This window comes from Aureimonas sp. Leaf427 (assembly GCF_001425485.1).
Taxonomy (GTDB): Bacteria; Pseudomonadota; Alphaproteobacteria; order Rhizobiales; family Rhizobiaceae; genus Plantimonas.
This window is the reverse complement of the sequence record NZ_LMQW01000043.1, coordinates 200188-221577: the sequence shown is the minus strand read 5'-3', so window position 1 is coordinate 221577 and position 21390 is coordinate 200188. Positions and strand designations below refer to the sequence as shown.

Here is a 21390-nt window from a genome sequence, read left to right as displayed (position 1 = left end):
CTACATCTCCGGAAAACGAAAGGCGCCGGCGATCCGGCGGGTCCAGGCACGCCCGAGCGGCGAGGCGACGACGGCGGAACCCTCGTAGGCGTGGATCAGACGCCCCTCGCGCCCGAGAAGGCCGCAATGCTTCGCCGCGGCCCCCGTCCGCCAGCGAAAGACCAGAAGGTCGCCGGGCGCGGTCTCGCTGGTCGCGATCTCGTGAAAATGCCGGCGCGCGGCCTCGAGCAGCGGCTCCCCGTCCGCCCGCTCCGCCCAATCCGGCGTATAGGCGGAAACGGCCTCCGGCTCTGCGCCGTAGAGGTCCCGCCAGACGCCCCGCACCAGTCCGAGACAGTCGCAGCCGACGCCCCTGCGGCTTCCCTGGTGCCGATAGGGCGTGCCGATAAACGCCTCCGCGAGGGTCAGAGCCCGATCCCGAACGTCGCTCACGGCACCACCGGCCCGCCATCGTGCAGCCCGTCGCGCTTGGCGACGCCCATCGTCGCGTCGCTTCCCGGCAGATGCGGAAATCCTTGGAAGTTCAGCCCGTTGCCGAACCGTTCGCGGCAGGTCGCAAAGCTCTTGTCGCAACCGACATGCAGCCGAAGCCGATCGCCGGCCTCTGGCGCGAAGCGGGCCGCGCCGATCGTCTCGATCCGCGCCTCCCCGCCGCTGCCCGGATGCAGCCCCAGGATTTCAGCCGAGAGCCCAGCCGCCGCGCCGCTGGTCCAGCGAAGATGCCCGCCGACGAAGGGCGATGGCGAGCCGAAGGTCGCGCCGGCCACGACGATCGCGCCCCCCGACATCCGCACGAAGACGACATCCAGCGAGCACCCGGCCGCATCGAGATCGACGCCGCAGCGCGCGTCCCCCAGCACCGCGTCGCAGCGCCGGCGGTAGAGCCGTCCCCGCAGTCGATCGAGCCGGCTCGCGATTCCGCGCAGTTCCGCCGAAAAGGCCGGCCCGCCCCGCTTCACCTCGCCGATCTCGGCGACGTCCAGCAGCAGATGTTCGTCCGGCGCCTGCCAGTTGACGATGAAGATCTCGACCTTGGCGCCGTCGTATCGACCGGCCAGGATATCGGCCTCCTCGATCGCCGCCGAAGACAGCGCTCCCTCGATCTCCTGAGTTCCCGCGCCGAGCCCGAGCATCGCCTCCGCCTCCCCGGCGATCAGACCGCTCGCCGCCTCGAAGCGCGTCCCGGCAAAGCTCAGCGCGGCGTCGTGGTCGGTGAAGCCCATCACCACACCGTCGCCGCGCGTGAGGCGCCAGCATCGGGCCGTGGTCGTCGCCTGCTTTGCCAGATGCGTCGCGAGCGCGGGGGGAACCTCTCTCATGGCCTGATCTCCACCAGCGGAATGGACGGAATGTCCCCCGCCTCGAAGGCCGCGAGATTGACGACGAGCTGGTCGATGTCGAAGCGCACGGGCACGTCGAACTCGAACCCCGCCGTCACCGCCTCCCCGGCGCCGGGCGCGTGCGTGAAGCGGACCAGCCCCGTCGCCGCATCGAGCGTCACGCCCGCCGAGACCGGAGACCCGTTCACCGCCACCTTCAGCGTTCCCGCCACCGGCTTCTCGATCGGCCTGACATAGGCCTGATCCCCCACCCCGTAGGCCTTCGCCAGAGCGAAGACCTTCAGTGCCCCATCCCCCGTTCCGATCACTTGGTCGAACGCCGTGACTGCGGTTCCCGGGGCGGCCGAGCGGTGGTCCAGCGGATCGTGAAAGCGAAAACCCACCAGCTTGCCGCGCCGTGCCTCGAAGAAATCGAGCACGCCGGCCAGGTCCGAAAGGCTTTTCACACCCGAGCCGGCGTCGTAGCGACGGAAGGAGTGCCGATGCCGCTGGTTGCGCGTCTCGAAGCCGGTGGAAAGCCGCACGATCTCCGTGCGCCGCTCCGGCCCGCCGCTCGTGCCGAAGGCGACGCGCAGCGGAAACCGCTCCTCGCTGAAGGCTGCGATGATCATGAGTGGTCCTTTTTAAAGAGCGCGCTGGCGGCGCCGGTCTTTCCTCAGAGCCCGCGCTGGCCGCGCCCGGCGGCTCTTGCCAGCATCGCCTGCACCTGCGCCTCCGAGCGCCGGAAGCTTCCCGCGTCGCTCGTCGTCACGTTGAAGACGATTGTCTGCCCGCCGCGCCCGCCCCCGCCGCCCGGAGCCGCGACGCCGAGCGTTCCGTCGGCCCCGCGCTTCAGCGGCAGGATCGCCTCCGCCCCCGCCTCGCCCATCAGGCCGATCTGCCGTCCGTTCGGAAAATAGCTGGGCGCCGCCACGACGCCGCCCTTGGCAAACGGCGTCACCGTCGCCGCGCCGCTCGCCGTCCCTCCGGCCAAGCCTTCAAGGCCCGAGAGAACTTGGCCGAACAGCCCCCCGATCGCCGTCTCCAGCGGCTTCAGCGCCGCGTTCAGCGCGATCGAGGAGATGCGCTGCCCGAGCTGGCGCATCACCCCCTCCAGCGAGCGCCCGCCACCGGCCGCCGATTTCAGCGCCTCGTTGAACGTCGCTCCGAAGGCTCTCGCTTTGGTGGACAGATCGTCGAGCGCGGTCTCGAAACCGCTCGTATCGGCCTCGACCGCCACCTTGAACGTCTCGTCGGCCGCCATCGTCACCTCGCCTCGTCATCGGGAAACCGCGCCATCAGCGCGGCAAGATCGGCCCGCCCCATCGGCTCGCAACAGCGCGAGGCGAACGGCGCCAGGGCCCGCGCGAACTCGCGCGGCGTCATCGCCCAGAACTCCGCCGAGGAAAGGCCGATGAGGGCGAAGCCCGCCGTCATCGCCTCGTCGAAGGGAAACCCCGCCGCGCCGGGATCGGGCACCGGCCCCGGCGCGGCGCTCAAGGGTTTGACGCGGCATCTCCGCCCGCCCCTGCGCTCTCGCCGAAGGCCGCCGCCAGCAGCTCGGCGGCGACAGTCGCCGCCCCGGCCGCTCCGCCGTCGATCCGCATCGCGGACACGTCCGCATCCGTCACCGTCTCGCCCGCGCCGCGAAGGCCGGCGCCGAGAATGCGGGTGAGATCGCGGGCCCCGAGCCGCCCTGCCCCGAAGCGCCGGAGCAGCGCCGAGACATCCTCCGCCGCGAAGGCGTCCTCGAGTTCCGCGAGCGCGCCGAGTGTCAGGCAGAGCACGCGCTCGCGCCCGTCGATGATCGCGCCGACCTCGCCGCGCCGCCGGTTCACCGCCACGCTCAAACCACCGCGAAAGCGAGCGCGCCGGCCGATTCCAGCGTCACCTCGAACGTCACCTCGCCATTGTGCTCGCCGGCATATTCGAGCGCAGTGATCTGGAACGGCCCGCTCACCGTCCCGAAATCCGGGATCGCCGCCTGATAGGTCGCGACCTTCCCGTCGAAAAAGAGCTGGCGGAGCGTGGCGTCCGACGCGGCGTCCTTGAAGATGCCGGAGCCGGACAGCGCTGCCCTCTGCACGCCGGCCCCGCCGAGCAGCTCGCGCCAGCGCCCGGCGCTCGCCGCATCCGTCACGTCCACGGTCTCGGCATTTAAGGCGATCCGCCGCGTCCGCAGCCCCGCCACCGTCGCATAGGCCGTGCCGCCGGCGGGATCGACCTTCAGGAGTAGGTCCTTGCCCTTTTGCGCCGCCATTCGTCTCTCCTCGTTCGGACACGAAAAAAGGCGGCCCGAACGGACCGCCTCGATGAAGTTTCGGTTGTTTGCGGACAGCCGGCCCAAACCGGCAGCGGAAGCCCCGGCCTAAACCTGATCCGTGTCCACCCTCGTCGGGGCGGCGTCAGCCGATCAGGCCACAGGCTCCGTCACGGCGCGAAACCGCATGATGCCGTGATAGGTCGTCGACTCCGGCTCCAGCCGCGCCTCCGCGAACTGGAGCTGCAGGTTCACCAGCCGGTGCTTGTCCAGCGAAAGATGCTGATCGTGCAGCCGGTTCGAGACCTGGTCCATGATCTGGTAGGTCGCCTGCTTGCCCCCGCCCTTCGCCCAGACATGGAGCGTCAGAAGGTGCTCGGAGCCGTCCTCGGTGCCCGTCGACCAGTCCACCACCGTCGTTCGGCCGAGCGTCAGGTAGGGATAGGCCGCGCGCTCGGGGATGTGGTCGAAGATCTTCGGCCCGCCCAGCAGCGCCAGCAGCCCGGCATCGGCGGTCAGCGTCTGGTAGATCGATGTCTGAAGTTCAGCGCTCGGATGCGCCATGGCGTCGTCCTTTCGAGGCTCTCGTCACACTGGGAACGCGGCTTCACGCAAGATGACAAGACACAATCTGCCGTGACTCGAAGCGTCCGTAAACCGGGTGACGGAAATTTCATGTCCCGTCCCGAAGCGGCTCGTCGAACCGCGTGAGCACAGCCATTTCGGCGGGATCACGAAGGCTCGACGTCGACGGCAGCCCGACCGTCGGCCCGCGATCGCCCTCGCCACGCCGTCCCGCCTGAGGCGAGGCGCGCATGCGCCGGACCAGTGCGTCGAGCGGCGCCGTGATGCGCACCGAGAACCTCACGCCTCCTCCTCGCAGCGACAGACGAGAAACCGCTCGCTCTCGTCGGGGTCGTGCACCGTGCGGATGGCGAGCCGCCGTCCCTGGAAAACGAAGGCCATGCCGCGCACCACGTCCGGGCGAAACCGGCAGATCACGCGATGGGTCACACGCCCTTCGCGGGCGGCGAACCGCTCCTGCACCTCGGCCGAGACCGGCTCGACATGGGCGGAGAGTTCGGCCACCTCGCCGAAGCTCTGCCGGATGCCCCCGCTTCCGTCGGGCACGGCGACCGCCGCCTCCAGCCGCACCCGCCGACGAAGCAGGCCGGGGTCGAGAAAGATCAGCGCCATCAGAGCCGAACCCGGCGATAGGGCGCCAGCAGCACCTCGGCCGCCTGCGGCACGATGGCCGGCTGCTGCGAAGCCGGCAGCGCCGCCCGCACCTCGTAGCTGGCCGAAACGATCCGGCGCAGCGCGAGCTTCAGTCCCTCCGGCGCTGCGCCCGCGTCGAAGCCTGCCTCGAACTCGATCTCCAGCCCGTTCGCAGCAGCGGCCACGACGTCCGGCGACACCCGCACCGCCTCGATCCCGAGCGCCCGCTCGATCACCGCATGCGATGCGCCGAAGGCATGCGGCGTGCCCGCCGCATCGTAGGCCGTCACCGCGCCGACGCTGCGAACGGGCACGCGCGGCACCTCGATCCAGCCATCGGCGGGCGCCTCGTCCACGACCAGCCGGAAGCCCCGCCTCGACAGGATCGTGCGCGTCAGCGCCTCCACCGTCTCGCGCGCCGCCTTGCCGAGCGAGACGACCAGCGCGTCCTCGTCGTCCCGCTCGATCCGGCACCAGGTCTTGAGGTCCGCCAGCGTCACGGGTTCGGACGCGGGCGGGCCGAGATCGATCAGGGTCATGAGGGCACTCCAAGGTCTGGAAACGAAAAAGGGCCGGTCTCACCGACCGGCCCCGTGGAAGGAACGTCTGGAACCGCCCTCGGCTGTCAGGCCGCGAAGGTCAGGTACTTCGCCGCGTCGAAGTCCTGGATGCCGCCGCCGACGCGCTTGGTCGTATAGAAGAGCACGTAGGGTTTCGCGGAATAGGGATCGCGCAGCACGCGCACGCCCTGCCGGTCGACGATCAGGTAGAAGCGGGCGAAATCGCCGAAGGCGATCGCCTTCGCGGCCGGCGCGATGTCGGGCATCTCCTCGGCCTCGACCAGCGGAAAGCCCATCAGCGTCGCCCGCGCCCCCGCCGCGGAAGGCGCCTGCCAGAGGTAGTTGCCGTCCGCGTCCTTCATCTTGCGGATGGTGCTCTGGGTGCGCCGGTTCATGACGAAGCTGGCATTCTGGCGATAGCCGGACTTCACCGAGTAGATGAGGTCGATCAGCGCGTCCGAACCGCCGCTGGCGGCAAACGCGCCGCTCGCCCCGGTCGAGATCGTGCCGACCTTGCCCCAGCTCCAGGCACTCTCGGCCACCGTCGCGGCGGTCATGAAACCCTTCGGCTTGTTCACGCCGTCGCCGGTCACGAAGGCTGCGCCCTCCTGGGCGGCGAAGGCCTGCTCGACCTCTTCGCCGATCCACTGGTCGATATCGACCGCCGCGTCGTCGAGCAGCGCGTTCGTCGCGGCCGGCATGGCGTAGAGTTCCATGGTCGGAAACGACAGCTCGGCCAGCGTCGGGCTCGTCGTCTGCGGCCGCGCATCCGCCTCGCCCACCCAGCCGGCCTGCGCGCCGGCCAGCGAGAACGGCTTCTTGAGCACCATGGCGGAGACCGTGCGCACCGAGGCGATGGAGCGGATCGGCGAGATGCGCGACAGCCGGCGGCCGATCTCGCGCTCCGTCTCGGCCGGCACCACGAAGCCGCCATCCGCCCCGGTCAGGGTCGACATCGCCTTTTCCTCGATGCGCCGGAGGCCCCGCTCGTCGCCGCCGCGCACATAGGTCTCGAAGGCCTGTCGGTGCTCGCTCGGCTCGGCACCGCGCCCGCGCCCGCCCGTGCCCTCCAGCGGCGGGCGCATGTCCTTCAGCATCAGCGCCTCCAGCTTCTTCTGCTGGTCGCCGAGCGCCTTGTCGATGCGCTCCACCTTCTCCTCGGTCAGAACGTCGGCGCTCATGCGCCGCTCGATCTCGTCGAGGCGCACGTCGTTGTTCTCGCGAAACCCCGCGAAGGTGCGCATCAGCTCGTCGAACGCCGTCCCCACCTCGCGGGTCTCGGCCTTGGTCTCGGGGGCGTTCAGGTTGATACCGGACATGGTCTCTCCTTGGTTGAACGGAAGATTTGAAGGCGCGCTAAGGCGCTCAGGTCGCGATGGAGGCCCGCGAGGGCGCGGCCAGCCAGCGGGCCGCCGCCTCGATGCGGGCGGCCAGCGCGGCGCCGGCCGCAACCGCCGCCATGCCGCCGCGCGTTTCGGAAAGGCGCGCGCTTTCCTGCATCGGAAAGGTCACGACCGAGATTTCCCAGAGGTCGATCTCCTCCAGAAGGCGCTTGGCGCCGGCGGAGCCTCGCCGGGCGGTCTTGGTGCGAAAGCCGATGGACAGCCCGTCCACTGCGCCGGCGCGGATCAGCTCGAAGGCCTCCCGCCCGCCCGCCGTGTCCAGCGCCAGCCGTCCTTCCGCGAAAAGCCCGGTCGCCGTCTCCGTCAGCTTCGTCCAGACCCCGATCGGCCGCGCCGGGTCGTGCTGCCAGAGCATGCGGATGCCGGCGGTTCCCCGGCGGCGCAGGGAGGCGAGAAAGGCGCCGGGCAGAACCCTGTCGCCGGACAGGTCGATCGCCCCGAAAAGGCTCGCATAGCCCGCGATCCGCCCTTCGACACCCGCAACCGCCCGCTCGGCCCCGCCGACGATCAAGGCCGGCCTCCGTCGCGAAAGAGCGTTCCGGCGAAGCGCGAGAGAACGCCGAGCGCCCACCAAGCCGAAAGGCTTGCCGCCGCCGAGCCCATCAGAACCAGCTCCTGCGCCGAGATCGCATCCTCAATGCCCAGATGCTGCGCCAGCGCGAGCCCGGCCGGGGCGCCGAAGACGATGCCGGTGACGACCCCGATCAGAAACCGCGCCGCTGCATCCCGGCGTCCGGCCGGCAGGAGATAGGCCACGGAAATCGCCGACCCCGCTCCCGCGCCCACAAGCTTCGCCGTCCAAAGGGCGGCACCCGACAAGGGTTCGGCACTCATCGCATGACCTCCATGTTCGATTGTCGGTTCGGGAGAACTCAGCCGCGCGGCCCGTAGCCGACCGCCTCGCGCTTCTCGTCCTCGCTGAGAAAGCCTGCGGCGCCGACGCGCGACCACAGCGCCTCGCGCTCCAGGCTGAGGCCTTCCACCCGGTCGGGATCGGGCCGAAGCGACAGGGCCGGCGTCTCGAAATGGCTGCCGAGCCAGAGCCCAAGCGCCGCCGCGATCCGCCCCGCCAAGGGCAGGACGGTCAGCCGGTAGAGCGCCCGGTTCGCCTCGGCATAGTTGGCATAGGTCGCATCGCCCGGAATGCCGAGCAGCATGGGCGGCACGCCGAAGGCGAGCGCGATCTCGCGCGCCGCCTGGTTCTTCGCCTCGATGAAGTCCATGTCGCGGGGGGAAAGCCCCATCGCCTTCCAGTCGAGCCCGCCCTCCAACAGCATCGGCCGCCCCGCCCGCGCCGCGCCCGTATATCCGCTTTCCAGCTCCGCCTTCAGCCGGTCGAACTGATCGGGCGAGAGGTTCGCCCCGTCCCCCGGCTGGTAGACCAGCGCGCCGGAGGGCCTCGCCGAATTCTGGAGAAGCGCCGTGTTCCAGCGCGCCGCGGCATTGTGCAGGCCGAGCGCGGCCTCCGCGGCCCCGAGCGGCGCGAACCCGTGACGGTCGTCCAGCGGGTGAAAGAGCTTGAGATGCAGCAGGGCGCCCGACCCCTCGTCGGAAGCCCCCGTCTTCAGCCGCCGCACATGGGAGCCGACACGGTACTCGTAGCCTTCCGGCCAGCCGTCGCGCCCTTCCACCACCCGCATCCGGTCCGGCCGCAGCGCATGCAGCGCCCTCGGCCGCCCGTCGATCCCGATCGCCTCCAGATAGGCGTCCCCGGCCAGCATCAGATGGCCCGCGAGCGTCTCGATCAGCGTCGTGCCGTCCTCCTGCCCGTTCGGCCGCCGCAGGAGATCCAGCATCGGATGCGCCGTCACCTCGCTCGTGCCCTCGTAGAGGAGCAGCGGCACGGCGGCCGTCGTCTCCGCGATCAGCCGGACGGCGCGATGCACGACGGGATTGCGCATGAAGCCGGCCCGCGCCAGCGCCGCATAGCCCGGCTCCGCCCCGCCCTCTCCGTCCCCGAAGGCTCCGGTCAGAAAGAGCGTCCCCCCGCCCGCCGCCTTCGCCTCCCCGATGCCGGCGCGCGAGACCGGCGCCTCCGGCGAACCCGCGCGCGCCGTCAGCGCCGCGATGAAGGATCGCAGTCCCATGGTCGTCTCCATTCTGTCTCTGTCGGCGTTAGAGTCCGCGCACCCGCGGTTCGGCCTGCGCCGTGGAAAGCGCCGTCACCGCCCAGACCATCGCGTCCAGCCGGTCCGGGGACCGCCCGTTCGAAAGCCCGTCCGGCCCGAAATCGGCCATTTCGTCTTCGAGCGCCGGAAAGCTCCCGGCATGGCGCACGCGCCCCTGCTCGTAGAGCGCGGCCACGGGCTCGGCCCGCGTCCACTTGCCTCGCGTCGCGCGCACCGAGCGGATCGGCACGGTCGGCGAAATCGTCCTGATCACCGCCTCGACCATGTCGCCACCCTGGTTCACCTCGGCGACGATCCGGTCCGCCTCCAGCCGCTCGAAGAGCCGCACGGCCGCCCGCGCCCAGTCGGCGGGCTTGGCCGCCTCCAGGCTTCCGTCGGAGAGGATGTAGATCTGCCCGTCCTCGGCGACCCCCGCCGCCACGATCCCGCAGGCGTCCGAGCGCTTCGTCGCCGTCGCCGGCGGATCGACCGCCACCACGATGCGCCGCATCGCCGGCGCCGCCCGCACCCTTTGCCGGTCAATCGCCGCCCGATCGAAGAGCGCGTCGGTCCGCGCTTCGATCATCTCGCCGTCGAGCTCCTGCCGGCCGAGCCTGGAGCCGCCGTAGCGCGCCTCCATCGCGGCAAGGAACCCGCCCGCCAGGTTCTCCGCATTCTCTGCCGTGCGCATATGCGTCACGGCCGTCGAGCCTTCTTTCAAGAGACGCTTCAGAATCGGGATCGGCCGCGGCGTCGTCGTCAGCAGCACGCGCGGCCGGTCCCCCAGGCGCAGGGCAAGCTGAAGATTGTCGAAACAGGCCTCGGCATGGCGCCACTTGGCGAGTTCGTCGCCCCAGGCGGCGTCGAACTGGTAGCCTCTCAGCGAATCCGGGTCCTCCGACGAGAAGATCTGCGCGATCGCCCCGTTCGGAAAAACCAGCCGGCGGCGCGAGGCCTCGAAGATGGGGCGCGGCGGCAGCGAGATCGCCCGAAGGCCGCTTTCGCCCTCCACCATCACCTCGCGCGCGTCGCCCAAGGTCTCCGCCACCAGCGCGATCCGTCCATGCGCCTTGGCCGCCAGCGGCGCCGTTCCCATTGCCATCGCGCCGATCCACTCGGCCCCGGCCCGCGTCTTGCCCGATCCTCGCCCGCCGATCATCAGCCATTGCCGCCAGTCGCCGCCTGGCGGCAGCTGCTCGGCCCGCGCGACCTCCGCCCAGGGCGGCATGGCCCGCGCCAGAGCCGCACTCGGCATGCCCGCCATCTCGTCGGCCGCAGCGTTCCAATAGGCCGCCTCGTCGAGCTCCGTATCCGTCAAGCCGCAGCGCCTTCGGCAACCGCCGTGCCCTCGGCACCATCAGCCGCCGCGACGACCTTGACTCCCCCGCGCCGCCGCCGGTCCAACACCCGCAGCCGCCGCATCAGCTCGGCCGCCAGTCGCTCCGCCTCGGCATCGGGCGCCTCCGTCCCGCCGGCCGCGAGCGCCTCCAGCTGCTTCAGCTCCAGCAGCTTCTCCAGCGTGCGCACCATCTGCCCGAGCGCCTCGATCCGCCCCTTCGCGCCCGTCGCGACGTCGCGGATCTCGCCGTCTTCCGCCTTCAGCGGTTCCACCGAGCGCTCGATCACGGCAAGCTCGAAGCCGAAGAGCGCCAATAGCCGGTCCGCCATCAGCGGATCGGGCCGACGGGCCCGCCGCTTCGTCCTCGCCGCCGTCGTCGCCATGCCGCTATCCCTAAAAACCAAAGCGGGCGACGAAGCTTCCCGTGAAGCCCGCCGCCCGCAAATCTCTGACTGTGCCTGAACCCTACCCGAGCACCGTCACGCAGTCAAGGACAATTTTCCTATTTGAGGAATTTCCTCTTTTCGCTCTTTGTGGTGCCTTTCGCCATCGGGTCTTCGCCCGGCCAGCGCGCGAGATGCCGTTCGAGATCCTCGACCTCCATCCCCTCCTCGCTCACCGTCCGCCCGCGCACCGAAATGCCGGCCTCGTGCACGGTCTGCCGATCCCCGGAAACGAGGTGGTGCCACCAATAGAGATCGCGCCCCTCCGCCACGAGCCGATAGCCGCAGGTCGGCGGCAGCCAGCCGATGCTGTGCACCGCCTCAACCGTCAGGCCGATGCAGTCCGGCACGCTCGCCTGCCGGTTCTCGTAGTCCGAGCAGCGGCAGGAATGGTCGTCGAGCAGGCGGCAGCGCACGTTGGTCCAGGCGATGGCGCCGGTGTCCCAGTCCTCCAGCTTGTTCAGGCAGCACCGTCCGCAGCCGTCGCAGAGGCTCTCCCATTCCTCTGGGCTGAAGGCCTCGAGCGGCCGGTCCTTCCAGAAGGGTTTGTTGCCGATATCACGCATGCGCCAAAATCATTCCCAAGCCTGACGTCCGTCCTTGTTGTCGCCTCAGGGTCCCTACACTTAATCTTGGTGTAGGGTCCTTTGTGGTAGGCAGAACCGCAGCAGCGCGGCTTGGCCGCCGAACGTCGACGGTTTGAACTTGCGTGATTCCCTGAGCCCCAAGCCGAAGCTGCGCAGGCCCTCGCGCCTGATCGAGGTCGACGCCTGGATCGATAGCAGCCTTTGGCGTTTTTTCCATGGCTTCTCCTCGGCCTGGGAAAGCGTCACGATTCTGTCGCGCCGCTTCCGGGCGCGCGGCTTCAACCGAATTCTCGTCGAGTTGTCCTGCGAGGCCCTGACGCTCGGCCTCGTCGGCTTCGTCGCCATGCTGCTCCTCGCCCAGCCGGCCATGCGTCTGACCGCCGACGGCCTGCCGCCGGAGACCGACTATTCCGTCCAGATGCTCGATCGCCACGGCAACGAGATCGGCCGCCGCGGCGTCCTGCGGGCGGACGAAGTGCCCATCGACGAGATGCCGGACCAGTTCATCAAGGCGGTCCTCGCCACCGAGGACCGTCGCTTCTTCGAGCATTACGGCATCGATTTCTTCGGCCTCGTGCGCGCTCTCACCGAGAACGCCCGCGCCGGCGGCGTCGTCCAGGGCGGCTCGACCCTCACCCAGCAGCTCGCCAAGAACGTCTTCCTCACCAACGAGCGCACGATCGACCGCAAGATCAACGAGGCCTTCCTCTCGCTCTGGCTGGAGGCGCATCTCAGTAAGCGCCAGATCCTCGGCATGTATCTCGACCGCGCCTATATGGGCGGCGGCACGCATGGCGCGGCGGGCGCCGCCAAGTTCTACTTCAACAAGGACGTGCGCGAGATCAGCCTCGCGGAATCCGCCATGCTCGCCGGCCTCTTCAAGGCGCCGGCCAAATACGCGCCGCACATCAATCTGCCCGCGGCCCGAGCGCGCGCGAACGAAGTCCTATCCAACATGGTCCAGGCCGGCTTCATGACGGAGGGCCAGGTCGTGGCCGCCCGCCGCCAGCCCGCGACCGCAGTCGACCGCTCGACCACGATCTCGCCCGACTATTTCCTCGACTTCGCCTTCGACGAGATCCAGCGCATCGCCGAGAAGATCCCGCATCGCAATTTCGTCGCGCGCACGACCTTCGATTCCGGCATCCAGCAGCTCTCCGACGAGTCCGTCGAGTATCACCTGCGCCAGTACGGCAAGAACTATAAGGTCGAGGAGGCCGCGATGGTCGTCCTCGACGACGATGGCGGCGTGCGCGCCATGGTCGGCGGGCGCGACTACGGCCTGTCTCAGTTCAACCGCGCCACCCGCGCGCTCCGCCAGCCGGGCTCGTCTTTCAAGGCCTATGTCTATGCGGCCGCCATGGAGAAGGGCCACAAGCCGACGGACGTCATCGTCGACGGCCCCATCCGCGTCGGCAACTGGATGCCGCAGAACTACGGCAATTCCTTCGCCGGCCGCATCCAGATCCAGGATGCGATGGCGAAATCCTTGAACACGGTCGCCGTGCGCCTCAGCCAGGAGGCCGGCCCCGGCAAGGTCGCCGAGCTCGCCAAGGCCATGGGCGTCGAGACCCCCTTGCGCGGCGACAAGACGATCGCGCTCGGCACGAACGAGGTGACGGTCCTCGATCAGGCGACAGGCTATGCCGTCTTCTCCGCCGGCGGCCTGGAATCCCATCGCCATGCGATCCTCCAACTGACCGACACCAACGGCAATGTCCTCTGGGACGCCGCGCGCGACATGCCGCCGCGCAAGCGCGTCCTGTCCGAGCAGGCCGCCAAGTCGATGATCGAGATGATGGTGCGCATTCCCGAGGTCGGCACGGCGCGCAAGGCGCAGCTCTCCATGACGCGCGCGGCCGGCAAGACCGGCACGACGCAGAGCTACCGCGACGCCTGGTTCGTCGGCTACACCGGCAACTTCACGGCCGCCGTCTGGTACGGCAACGACAGCTACCGCCCGACCAACAAGATGACCGGCGGCTCGCTTCCCGCCATGACGTGGCAGCGCGTCATGGAGGCGGCCCACCAGGGCATTGAGCTTCGCCCCCTGCCCTATCTCGAAAAGCCCTTCCCGGATGCGCCGAAGGACAAGGTCGCCAAGGCCGTGGAGGGCGAAGCCGCTCTCCCCGTCCGACCGCTCGCTCTCACCCTCGGCGCCCAGAAGGTCCTCGCCGATCTCGCCGAGCGCCTGTCGGACGCCCCGCCCCTCAGCCCGGAAACCTTCGCGGCCAACCGCGACGGCACGGCGCCCCAGGCCGTCCAGCGATAGAACCCGCGCCGCGCTCCGCCCGACGCCTCGCGTTCGTCGGCCCCGTGGCCCCTTGCCTTTGCGTCCGAGGCCGTGGAATGAGCGCGGATCAGCGCCCCGATTGCGAGCGATAGCGGCTTATGCGGTTCCTTCTTCTCCTGGCGGCGACGATCGCTCTGGCCCTCGGCCTCGGCGGCTGGTCGGCCGAGCGCGCGCTGGAGGCGGCGGCCGATCTCGGCACGGAGACGGTCGGCCCCTGGTCGGCCAATCCGACGGCGGGTTCGGTCGATGCCGATCCCTATTCGAAGGCCCGTCTCGCCCGCATCGGCAATCTCACGCTCGGTATCGGCGAAGGCATCCAGTTCCGCGCCTCCCGCGACTCCACGGGCCAGCCCCTTCGGCTCGACTGTTCCTATCGCCTCTCCGGCCAGACGCCGCCGGCCCGCGTCTGGACACTCGCCGCCTTCGGGCTCGACGGCCGCGTGGTCCAGCCAGGCGCCGGCCGTCCCGGCTGGCTCGTCTCGCGCAACATCATCCGCGCCGAAGACAACAGCTTCACCGCGACCGTCGGCCCGCGCGCGGCGCCCGGAAACTGGCTGTCGGTGCAAGGCTCGGGGTCCTTCGTCCTGACGTTGACCCTCTACGACACGCCCGCCAGTTCATCGAGCGGCCTCGGCGATCTGGAAATGCCGAACCTCGTCCGGGAGGCGTGCGACCTTGGGTAGGATCTTTCTCGGCCTCGCCATCGCCCTCGTCGGTGCCCTCGTCGTCCACATCGCCGTCGTCTTCACCATCCCGCGCGTCGCGGAAAACAACGCATGGGGGCGTCTCTCGCGCATCGGCCCGACCTTCAGGATGGTGCGCATCGATCCGCTCCGCCGCCAGGGCACGGACGCCGCCTCGCTCGACCTCGGCGCCGGCGACCAGGACTTCGCCTTCGTCGATCCTGCCTTCATCACGGCCGGCTGCCGCTTCTCGCTGGCCGATGGGCTCGTGCGCGTCGCGGCGAGGGACCAGACCAGCTTCTGGTCCGCCTCGATCTACTCGCGCCAGGGCGACAATCTCTACTCGATCAACGATCGCTCGGCCGTCGACGGCCGCTTCGACCTCCTGATCGGCACGCACGAACAGATCGTGGCCGCCCAGTCGCTTCCCGCCGAACGGGAGGACACGGCGATCCCCGTCGAGATCCCGGCGGTGGAGGGCTACATCACGCTGCGCGTGCTGGTGGACGAGGAAAGCGCAAGGCCCCTCGCGGACGCGTTTCTGCGACAGGTCGTCTGCGAGCCCGCCGGCGGAGCAACCTCGTCGGCGCTCGGCCATCGGGCAGGCTGAGACTTTCTCAGGCCTGCCGCTGGGTCGGCAACTCGACGGCACGGGTGGCGAAATCCGCCGGCTCGATGTCGATGCGCTCGCGGCGGATGCAGGGCAGGATGACGATTTCGGCGGGCCCGGTCGCGGCGCGTGCCGTCCGGTTTGCCGACGGCGTGCGCGCCGGAAGGCTCAGGAGCAATGCCATTCGAGAGGAACCTTGATCGAGAAACGGGTTCGTTCGGAAAGCCGACCTTGGCCCATCGACCTTTCCCGTAGCTAGAAAAGCGGCACAAGGTTAACAGCTTGCTAATCTTTCTTGTCTAATCCTTGCGGTCGGTGAAACGACTGGTGGCCGCAGAGACATGAAGGAAGCCAATCCCCGGATTTTCCGCAGCCTCGAGAAGGCCGGCGGTCTGGCCGAATTCGATACGATCGTGGCGGCCGCCGTCGCGTCCTATGGGGCCGTGCGCCATCCGAGCGAGGCCAAGGCCCGCGAATTCGCCGATCTCGTCCTGCCCGTCTGGGACCGGCTGAAGCCGGAGACACGGCGCGCCCTCGGCGCATCGCTCTGTCATTCGGCCAATGTCCCGCGCGGCATCGTCGAGAAGCTGCTCGCCGAGCCCATCGAGATCGCCGCGCCCTTCCTTCTGTCGAGCCCCGTCCTCACCGAGACGGACCGCCGCCATCTCTCCGAAAGCCGCGACAGCCGCCTGCGCCGCCTCGCCCGCGGAAACGACGCCGCCGCGCCTGCCGATGTCGAGGCTCCCCCCGCCGAACCGGCGCGCGCTGAAACGTCGGAGCCTGTCCCGTCGCCCACCCCCGCTCCAAGGGTCCCCACGGCCGAGGTCGAAGCGCCCATCCAGCCCAAGGCCGAGGAAAAGCCGGCCTATCGGCCCGGCATGGCCGCCGAGGCCGTCCGCGAAGCGCTTCGCCGCATGGTCCAGCCCGGCCGCGCGCCGGTCGCCCGCGCGCTCAGGCCCGCCGACCTCGTCGAGGCAGCCGTCGAGGGCGACACCGCCGCGACCCTCGCCGCCCTCGCCTCCATCGCCCATCTCGACGAAGCCACGCTGGCGCTCGTGGCGGACGACGAAAGCGGCGAGCGTCTCGCCGTCGCCCTCAAGGCGATCGGCATGCGCGACGCCGATGCGATGACCGTCATGATGATGCTGAAGCCGAAGATCGGGCTGGATGTCCCCGCCTTCGACGTCATGACGCGCTACTATCGCTGCCTGAAGCGCGACGATTGCGCCGCGCTGCTCGGCCTGCGCCGGCAGGTCGAGGCACCCAAGCTCGAGCCGATCTTTGACGATATCGAGCGCCTGAACCGCCCCGCCCCCCGCGCCGCCTTCGGCCGCCGCACGGAGCGCCCGGAAGTCCGACGCAACGACCAGCAGTCGCGAAACGGCTGACGGCTGAAGAACCCCGGCCGAGGCGCCATCGCTCCGGTCGCACCGAAACGGCGGGCCAAGCCGCGCCCGCCGGCAACCCACTTCACGACCTCAAAGAACCGGCAGTCCGGCCCCTCAGTCTTCGACGATCTCGATATAGGTCTCGGGCGTCCCTGTCTCGATCTCGACCACCCAGAAGTCGGGATCGAACCGCGCCTCCCGCTGGAACCGCGCCTCCAGAGCCGCCTCGTCGGCGAGAGCCTCGCGCATGAAGCGCCGGCCGCCATCCTCGGCGGAATGCGTCTGCGACGCCGGGCCGTAGAGGTCGAGCGTCCCGTCGCGATGGCGCACGATCACGAAGATCGCCCCCGCCGCTTCCGCGCCGCGCCGCTCCACGGCGGCAAACCCGCCGTCGCCGAAGACCCGCCGCACCAGCGAGGAGGCGAAGAAGTCGCTCGTCACCCGCATCGGCCGCGCTCCTTCGCCGATACAAGCGGCCTCAATGCAGCGCGCCGATCTCGATCAGCCGTTTTAGGATGCGCTCGTTCGGCTCGCCCGTCACGTCCAGCCCCTCCAGCGCCTCGAAGGTGCGGATGGCCGCGCGCGTCTGCTCGCCCGCCACGCCGTCCGGCTTCAGCTTGGCGACTTCGGCCGCCGCCAGCCCGCTCTGGATGCGCTTGACGAGATCGGCCTTCGGGATCGACGGCACCGACCCCGTCCGGTCGTCCTGGACCTCGGCGCCGACGGGGCCGCCGCTTGCGACGCGCACCGGCTCCTGAGCCTTCGTCGCCGCCTTGCGGATGGCCTGCAGCAGGCGGGGCGTCGGCTGCCCGTCCACCGGCAGGCCCCATTCGCTCTGGAAGGACTTGATCGCCGCCGTCGTCGCCGCGCCCGGCTTGCCGTCGAGCCCGGCTTGGTAATGGCCGGTCTCGTTCAGCGCCGTCTGCACTTCGAGCACGAGCGGCACGGGCATCAACCCCGTCTCGTTGCCGGACAGGTCGGCGACCTCGACGCCCTCCGCGACCGGTCCGCGCGTCGCCATGATCGGGCGCGGATGCCGCCCGTGCTGGCCGTAGAGCGCGTTCGACGCGATCAGCGCGAAGACGATGCCGCCCGCCGCGATCCCGAGCGAGAGCACGGGCCGCCCCGCGATGGGCGCGCCGAGCTTCCCGATCGCCACGAGACCCAGCGCGCCCAGGCGCCGTCCGGCGCTAGGCCGTGCGGCGCGCCTGGTCGTCGTCTGGCGTGGTGTGGCTGTGCTTCTTGCGGGCATGGGCGAGCGCTAGGACCGTTGTCGTTGGGTTCGATGGATGCTCGATTCGGGCGGGCCCGTCGAGCGGCAGGAAGACGCGGACGGTCGTGCCCGCCCCCGGTTGGCTTTCGATGACCATGCGGCCGGAATGGAGTTCGGCCAAGCCCTTGACGAGCGAAAGGCCGAGCCCGGTCCCCTGGTAGCGCCGCGTCGTTCCGCTCGACAGCTGCACGAAGGGCTGGCCGAGACGCGGCAGATCGGCGGCCGCGATCCCGATGCCCGTATCGCGGACGGCGAGTTCGATCGTCCGCCCTTCGCGCCGCGCCGTCAACGTCACGCTGCCGGCATCGGTGAACTTCAGCGCGTTCGACAGAAGGTTGAGCAGCATCTGGTGGCAGGCCCGCCGGTCGGCCTGAAGCCGGCCGATGGAGGGCTCGATCGCGAGTTCGAAGCCGAGCCCCTTCCTCGCGATCTCCCCGGCCATCGTATCGCGGGCACAGCGGCAAAGCTCCTCGACGCCGACGCTTTCCACCGAAAGATCGTAGCGCCCCGCCTCGATCTTGGAGACGTCGAGAAGCCCGTTGACGATGCCGAGCAGATGCTCGCCCGACTGGCGGATGTGGCCGACATATTCCTTCTGCCTTGGGTCCTCGAAGCCGCCGAAGAACTCCTGGTCGAGCACGTCGGAGAAGCCGATGATCGCATTCAGCGGCGTGCGCAGCTCGTGGCTGACGGTCGCCAGAAACCGGCTCTTGGCCAGCGAGCTTTCCCGCTCCGCCTCCAGCGCGCGCTCCAGCGTCTCCAGCACATCAGCCGAAGGCGGTGCCGGCCGCGCGACCGCGACCACGGAAACGAGTTTGCGTCCCACGCCCCGATGGGCGCGCAGGTCGAACTCGACATCGGCGAAGCGTCCCTCGCCGCTCGCCGTCCGAACCCTGACGACCAGCCGGTCCGCCCCGTTCCGAATGTCGGCGAAGGCCTGGAGATAGCGCACGCGGTCGGTGACGTGGATCGCCTGGACGATCCGCGATGCCGTCATCGGCGCCGATCCCGCAAAGAGGGAGCTTGCCACCGGCGAGGCGGAAAGCAGCGCGCCCTCGTTGGAGAAGCGAAGAACTGCCTCCTCCAGCGCCGCATCGGCCAGCGCCTCTTCGGCAGCGTCGCGCATGCGCAGATCGAGCGACGCCTTGCGCGCCCTCATCGCGCGCCGGGCAAGCCACGAGCCGTAGGCGATGGCGGACGCGACCGTCACGAGGTCGGCGGCGCCGGAAAGCTCCGCCAGCGGCCGGCCGACGCCCGCCCAGTCCGCGAAGGCGACGCCGCCGAAAGCCAGGAAACCGAAGGCGCCGGAGAGACCTGCCAGCATCCTGCGGCCGAGCGACAGGGCGCCCGCCGGCACGAAGGCGAGAAGGATCAGGCAGATGGAGGACAGCCCGTCGGTGCCGACGGCGACCAGCGCGATGGCACCGGCGATCGCCGCGGCACCGAAGAGGATGACGGCATCAAGCCGGCCCGTCGCGGAAAGGGCGGCGGCGACGCCGAGGATCAGGCCGGACGCGATCAGCGGCCCCGCCGCGAGTTGCACGGAGGATTCGGCGGCCCAGAGCAGCGGCGCGGCGAGCATGATGGCGAGCGCCGCGGCCAGAAGCCCGCCGAGCACACGCGCCTGCCGTGCCCGCTCCGATGCCGTCCGCACCAGGGGAGAGACGAGCGCCTCGCATCGCGCGGTCAGCGCTGCTGCGAGCGCCGTCGCTCCCTCTGCCTCGCTCGTTTGCGCCATCAACGATCCAGATCATTTGCATTCGGACGCGCGAAAATCCGGTTCGGACCCTGTCTCGCTCGCGGCGCCTTGTCTGGCAGGATCATGCCGCCGATGCTTTAAGGAAGGCATAAGCCGACATTCACCATGGCGATCGACAACGAGGCACCGGCCGAACGCGCGTTCTCTACAATTTTAGACAAATGCCCTAGGTCGATTGAACCGGCCCTTGGCACGAGGCATGTCAGATGGTGCCGACGGTGGGTGTCACGGCCACCCGCCGGTTCGGCGGAGGCCTCTCGGGGCCCCGACCAGGAGATTTGCGAGGGATCATGCGGTTCATCCTGAAGTGCGCCTTCTGGCTCGGCCTCGTCGCGTTCCTTCTCCCCTTCGGCGAGCACAAGGGCGAGACGACCGCTGAAATTTCCTGGCTCGGCGCCTTCGCCGGGGCTCAGGAAGCGATCGAGGATCTCGGCGGCTTCTGCGACCGCGCGCCTCGCGCCTGCGACACTGGCCGCGAGGTCGCCCTCTTCGCCGGCGAGCGCATCGCGGACGGCGTCGCCATCGCCTACGACTTCGTCGATACGCGCCGCGCCGCCGCGACGGATGTCGATGCCGCCCCGCTTCCCCACAAGACCGGCCCGGAAGCCTCCCCCGATCCGCTCATGACCGGTGGCGTTTCCGCCCACGAGGCAGCGCCAGTGCTTCCGCGCGCCTACATCGCTCCCAAGCGCGGCGCCGCGGCCGTCGAAGCCGAGCCCGCCCGCTCCGCTCCCGCCGCCGTCCCGACGCCCGCGCCTCGCGTCTGACGCAGAGCTCATCGCGCAAGACGCGCCGCGCGCCGCTGACAAGCTCTCCCCCATTGCCTATATCCCGTCCGAGCGCGGCTTGAGGAAGCTGCCGACGGACGGACCGCCCGATGCAGACGATCGACGACATCAAGGCCGATTTCGAGCTTCTCGACGACGATTGGGAGGAGCGCTATCGCTATGTCATCGAACTCGGCCGCCAGCTTCCCCCCATGCCGGACGGCACGCAGACCGACGAGACGAAGGTCCGAGGCTGCGTCAGCCAGGTCTGGCTGACGAGCGAGATCGAGCCGGGCTGCCCGCCCCGCATCCGCTTTCAGGGCGACTCCGACGCCCATATCGTCAAGGGGCTCGTGGCCATCGCCATCGCCCTCTATTCCGGCCGGACGCCCGGCGAGATCCTGTTGATCGACGCGGAGGCGACGTTCGACGACCTCGGCCTTCGCGAGCATCTGACCCCGCAGCGCTCCAACGGCCTGCGCTCCATGGTCGCCCGCATCCGCGAGGACGCCGCGAAGGTTCAAGCCCCCGCCTGACCGAAACGGGCTAACCGCTCAGTTTCGGCCGATAGTCCTCCGCTCCCCAGCGCCTGATCCCGCCCCGACCGGCCGAGGCAGTTCCGACAAGCCCGTAATGCCGCGCGAGCGCACCGAGCCCCGCCTTCAGGAGGAGTTTGGCCGAGCGCGCCGGCCACTGCCGCTCCCGCTCCACGGTCTCCAGCCCCTTCAGGAAGCAGCAGACGTCGAGGAGAATGCCGGACAGTTCCGGCCCCACGGCCGTCATCGCCGCGTCGATCCGCGATTTCGCGTCGATCGCCATGTCGGAGAAGTCGCGCCCGCCGCCGCGCGAGCCGCCGCCGCGCGTCGTCTCCTCCCAGCGCTGGGTGACGGCCGGCGTCAGCCCCGCCCGCGTGAAGTCCGCGCGCAGCCGCTCGCCCGCGATCGCCTCCGCCTCGGCGAGAAACGGCTCTCCCCCCTTGCCCCGGCGCTGCGCCAGCCGCGCCAGCGGTGACTCCTCGGCATTGAAGCCCGGCCCGCTCATGCGGTCGGCTCTTCGGCGGAGAGATCGAGACAGGCGCCCGCCAAACGTTCGAGCCGCGCGACCAGCAGTTCGAAGGCCGGCAGGTCGCGCCCATCCTCGATCCGCCGCACCGCATGAGCGACGCTTGTCCGGTCGCGTCCGAAATGCACGGCGATCGCGCCGAGCGAGACCTGGAACACGACATGGGCGAGATAGATCGCGAGATGGCGCGCCTTGCAGGTCTCCGCCGCGGACCGGTTCGGCCGCGCGATCTCCTCGACCGGCACGCAGAGCACCGCGCTCGCGATCTCCCGCGCCAGCCGGCATCGCGCCGCCGCTAGGGCGATCGGCATGGCCGGC

Annotated in this window: 30 protein-coding genes; 6 read left to right on the top strand and 24 right to left on the bottom strand. The window is 69.9% G+C overall.

What is annotated here, in order from left to right:
* The 18 genes from ASG62_RS18905 to ASG62_RS18820 all read right to left on the bottom strand — a co-directional run bounded on the left by ASG62_RS18905 (window position 1) and on the right by ASG62_RS18820 (window position 11207).
* A complete protein-coding gene (locus ASG62_RS18905; RefSeq protein ID WP_056697158.1) occupies window positions 1–432 on the bottom strand; it encodes an NlpC/P60 family protein in 432 nt (143 codons plus the stop codon).
* On the bottom strand, window positions 429–1319 hold the full coding sequence (locus tag ASG62_RS18900) for a DUF2163 domain-containing protein (protein WP_056697156.1): 891 nt from the start codon (window positions 1317–1319) through the stop codon (window positions 429–431). Before ASG62_RS18900 ends, ASG62_RS18905 begins: the two co-directional genes overlap by 4 nt.
* Window positions 1316–1951 carry a DUF2460 domain-containing protein gene (locus ASG62_RS18895; RefSeq protein ID WP_200944744.1) on the bottom strand — a complete coding sequence of 212 codons (636 nt, stop codon included), beginning with the start codon at window positions 1949–1951 and terminating at the stop codon, window positions 1316–1318. Before ASG62_RS18895 ends, ASG62_RS18900 begins: the two co-directional genes overlap by 4 nt.
* 44 nt (window positions 1952–1995) lie before the next feature.
* Window positions 1996–2583: a phage tail tape measure protein gene (locus tag ASG62_RS18890; protein WP_156382249.1), complete on the bottom strand. Its 588-nt coding sequence runs from the start codon at window positions 2581–2583 to the stop codon at window positions 1996–1998.
* A 2-nt stretch (window positions 2584–2585) separates the two neighbouring features.
* Window positions 2586–2819 carry a rcc01693 family protein gene (locus tag ASG62_RS18885; protein WP_056697154.1) on the bottom strand — a complete coding sequence of 78 codons (234 nt, stop codon included), beginning with the start codon at window positions 2817–2819 and terminating at the stop codon, window positions 2586–2588.
* Complete coding sequence (locus ASG62_RS18880; RefSeq protein WP_056697152.1) at window positions 2816–3163, bottom strand: gene transfer agent family protein; 348 nt, start codon at window positions 3161–3163, stop codon at window positions 2816–2818. Before ASG62_RS18880 ends, ASG62_RS18885 begins: the two co-directional genes overlap by 4 nt.
* 2 nt (window positions 3164–3165) lie before the next feature.
* Window positions 3166–3579, bottom strand: coding sequence for a phage major tail protein, TP901-1 family (locus ASG62_RS18875; RefSeq protein WP_056697150.1), 414 nt, complete (start codon window positions 3577–3579; stop codon window positions 3166–3168).
* A gap of 153 nt (window positions 3580–3732) precedes the next feature.
* On the bottom strand, window positions 3733–4143 hold the full coding sequence (locus ASG62_RS18870) for a DUF3168 domain-containing protein (RefSeq protein ID WP_056697149.1): 411 nt from the start codon (window positions 4141–4143) through the stop codon (window positions 3733–3735).
* Between the two features lie 109 nt (window positions 4144–4252).
* Window positions 4253–4447: a hypothetical protein gene (locus ASG62_RS18865; RefSeq protein ID WP_056697147.1), complete on the bottom strand. Its 195-nt coding sequence runs from the start codon at window positions 4445–4447 to the stop codon at window positions 4253–4255.
* Window positions 4444–4776, bottom strand: a complete 333-nt coding sequence (locus ASG62_RS18860) for a phage head closure protein (RefSeq protein WP_056697145.1) — start codon at window positions 4774–4776, stop codon at window positions 4444–4446. The genes ASG62_RS18865 and ASG62_RS18860 overlap by 4 nt, the downstream gene beginning before the upstream one ends.
* On the bottom strand, window positions 4776–5336 hold the full coding sequence (locus ASG62_RS18855; protein WP_056697143.1) for a head-tail connector protein: 561 nt from the start codon (window positions 5334–5336) through the stop codon (window positions 4776–4778). The genes ASG62_RS18860 and ASG62_RS18855 overlap by 1 nt, the downstream gene beginning before the upstream one ends.
* A gap of 86 nt (window positions 5337–5422) precedes the next feature.
* Window positions 5423–6676: a phage major capsid protein gene (locus tag ASG62_RS18850; RefSeq protein WP_056697140.1), complete on the bottom strand. Its 1254-nt coding sequence runs from the start codon at window positions 6674–6676 to the stop codon at window positions 5423–5425.
* 46 nt (window positions 6677–6722) lie between these two features.
* Window positions 6723–7271 carry an HK97 family phage prohead protease gene (locus ASG62_RS18845; RefSeq protein WP_056697138.1) on the bottom strand — a complete coding sequence of 183 codons (549 nt, stop codon included), beginning with the start codon at window positions 7269–7271 and terminating at the stop codon, window positions 6723–6725.
* Window positions 7268–7594: a DUF6107 family protein gene (locus ASG62_RS18840; protein WP_056697137.1), complete on the bottom strand. Its 327-nt coding sequence runs from the start codon at window positions 7592–7594 to the stop codon at window positions 7268–7270. Before ASG62_RS18840 ends, ASG62_RS18845 begins: the two co-directional genes overlap by 4 nt.
* Window positions 7595–7632: 38 nt before the next feature.
* Window positions 7633–8847 (bottom strand): phage portal protein, encoded by a 1215-nt coding sequence (locus ASG62_RS18835; RefSeq protein WP_056697392.1) that lies wholly within the window; start codon window positions 8845–8847, stop codon window positions 7633–7635.
* Window positions 8848–8875: 28 nt separating this feature from the next.
* On the bottom strand, window positions 8876–10132 hold the full coding sequence (locus ASG62_RS18830; protein WP_056697390.1) for a DNA-packaging protein: 1257 nt from the start codon (window positions 10130–10132) through the stop codon (window positions 8876–8878).
* A 50-nt stretch (window positions 10133–10182) separates the two neighbouring features.
* Complete coding sequence (locus ASG62_RS18825; protein ID WP_056697135.1) at window positions 10183–10590, bottom strand: hypothetical protein; 408 nt, start codon at window positions 10588–10590, stop codon at window positions 10183–10185.
* A 119-nt stretch (window positions 10591–10709) separates the two neighbouring features.
* Window positions 10710–11207: a YcgN family cysteine cluster protein gene (locus tag ASG62_RS18820; protein WP_056697388.1), complete on the bottom strand. Its 498-nt coding sequence runs from the start codon at window positions 11205–11207 to the stop codon at window positions 10710–10712.
* Window positions 11208–11355: 148 nt separating this feature from the next.
* Here ASG62_RS18820 and ASG62_RS18815 point away from each other — a divergent pair, with 148 nt between their 5' ends.
* The 3 genes from ASG62_RS18815 to ASG62_RS18805 all read left to right on the top strand — a co-directional run bounded on the left by ASG62_RS18815 (window position 11356) and on the right by ASG62_RS18805 (window position 14823).
* The gene (locus ASG62_RS18815; protein WP_056697386.1) at window positions 11356–13509 is read left to right on the top strand and encodes a transglycosylase domain-containing protein; all 2154 of its coding nucleotides are present in this window, start codon (window positions 11356–11358) and stop codon (window positions 13507–13509) included.
* Window positions 13510–13628: 119 nt separating this feature from the next.
* A complete protein-coding gene (locus tag ASG62_RS18810) occupies window positions 13629–14213 on the top strand; it encodes a DUF1214 domain-containing protein (protein WP_056697133.1) in 585 nt (194 codons plus the stop codon).
* Window positions 14206–14823 carry a hypothetical protein gene (locus ASG62_RS18805; RefSeq protein ID WP_056697131.1) on the top strand — a complete coding sequence of 206 codons (618 nt, stop codon included), beginning with the start codon at window positions 14206–14208 and terminating at the stop codon, window positions 14821–14823. The genes ASG62_RS18810 and ASG62_RS18805 overlap by 8 nt, the downstream gene beginning before the upstream one ends.
* Before the next feature lie 7 nt (window positions 14824–14830).
* Here ASG62_RS18805 and ASG62_RS26715 read toward each other — a convergent pair whose 3' ends face one another.
* Window positions 14831–15007, bottom strand: coding sequence for a hypothetical protein (locus ASG62_RS26715; RefSeq protein WP_156382247.1), 177 nt, complete (start codon window positions 15005–15007; stop codon window positions 14831–14833).
* Window positions 15008–15164: 157 nt separating this feature from the next.
* On the opposite strand from ASG62_RS26715, the gene ASG62_RS18800 reads away from it, so the two are divergent.
* Window positions 15165–16211: a DUF2336 domain-containing protein gene (locus ASG62_RS18800; protein ID WP_056697129.1), complete on the top strand. Its 1047-nt coding sequence runs from the start codon at window positions 15165–15167 to the stop codon at window positions 16209–16211.
* Window positions 16212–16325: 114 nt separating this feature from the next.
* Here ASG62_RS18800 and ASG62_RS18795 read toward each other — a convergent pair whose 3' ends face one another.
* From ASG62_RS18795 to ASG62_RS18785, 3 genes are read right to left on the bottom strand one after another with little or no spacing between them, the layout of a single operon-like run.
* Complete coding sequence (locus ASG62_RS18795) at window positions 16326–16658, bottom strand: DUF1491 family protein (protein WP_056697127.1); 333 nt, start codon at window positions 16656–16658, stop codon at window positions 16326–16328.
* Window positions 16659–16689: 31 nt separating this feature from the next.
* Window positions 16690–17370, bottom strand: a complete 681-nt coding sequence (locus ASG62_RS18790; protein WP_056697125.1) for a peptidoglycan-binding protein — start codon at window positions 17368–17370, stop codon at window positions 16690–16692.
* 31 nt (window positions 17371–17401) lie between these two features.
* On the bottom strand, window positions 17402–19222 hold the full coding sequence (locus ASG62_RS18785; RefSeq protein WP_056697123.1) for a sensor histidine kinase: 1821 nt from the start codon (window positions 19220–19222) through the stop codon (window positions 17402–17404).
* Between the two features lie 311 nt (window positions 19223–19533).
* Between ASG62_RS18785 and ASG62_RS18780 the strand changes: the two genes are divergently transcribed.
* Together ASG62_RS18780 and ASG62_RS18775 are read left to right on the top strand one after the other, a co-directional pair.
* Entirely contained in the window at window positions 19534–20010 is a 477-nt protein-coding gene (locus ASG62_RS18780) for a DUF5330 domain-containing protein (protein WP_056697121.1), read from the top strand.
* A 110-nt stretch (window positions 20011–20120) separates the two neighbouring features.
* On the top strand, window positions 20121–20546 hold the full coding sequence (locus tag ASG62_RS18775) for a SufE family protein (protein WP_056697119.1): 426 nt from the start codon (window positions 20121–20123) through the stop codon (window positions 20544–20546).
* A gap of 10 nt (window positions 20547–20556) precedes the next feature.
* Here ASG62_RS18775 and ASG62_RS18770 read toward each other — a convergent pair whose 3' ends face one another.
* Both ASG62_RS18770 and ASG62_RS18765 read right to left on the bottom strand, forming a co-directional pair.
* Entirely contained in the window at window positions 20557–21051 is a 495-nt protein-coding gene (locus ASG62_RS18770) for a DUF6456 domain-containing protein (RefSeq protein ID WP_056697116.1), read from the bottom strand.
* Window positions 21048–21383 carry a helix-turn-helix domain-containing protein gene (locus ASG62_RS18765; RefSeq protein ID WP_162246032.1) on the bottom strand — a complete coding sequence of 112 codons (336 nt, stop codon included), beginning with the start codon at window positions 21381–21383 and terminating at the stop codon, window positions 21048–21050. The genes ASG62_RS18770 and ASG62_RS18765 overlap by 4 nt, the downstream gene beginning before the upstream one ends.
* Between the last annotated feature and the right edge of the window lie 7 nt (window positions 21384–21390).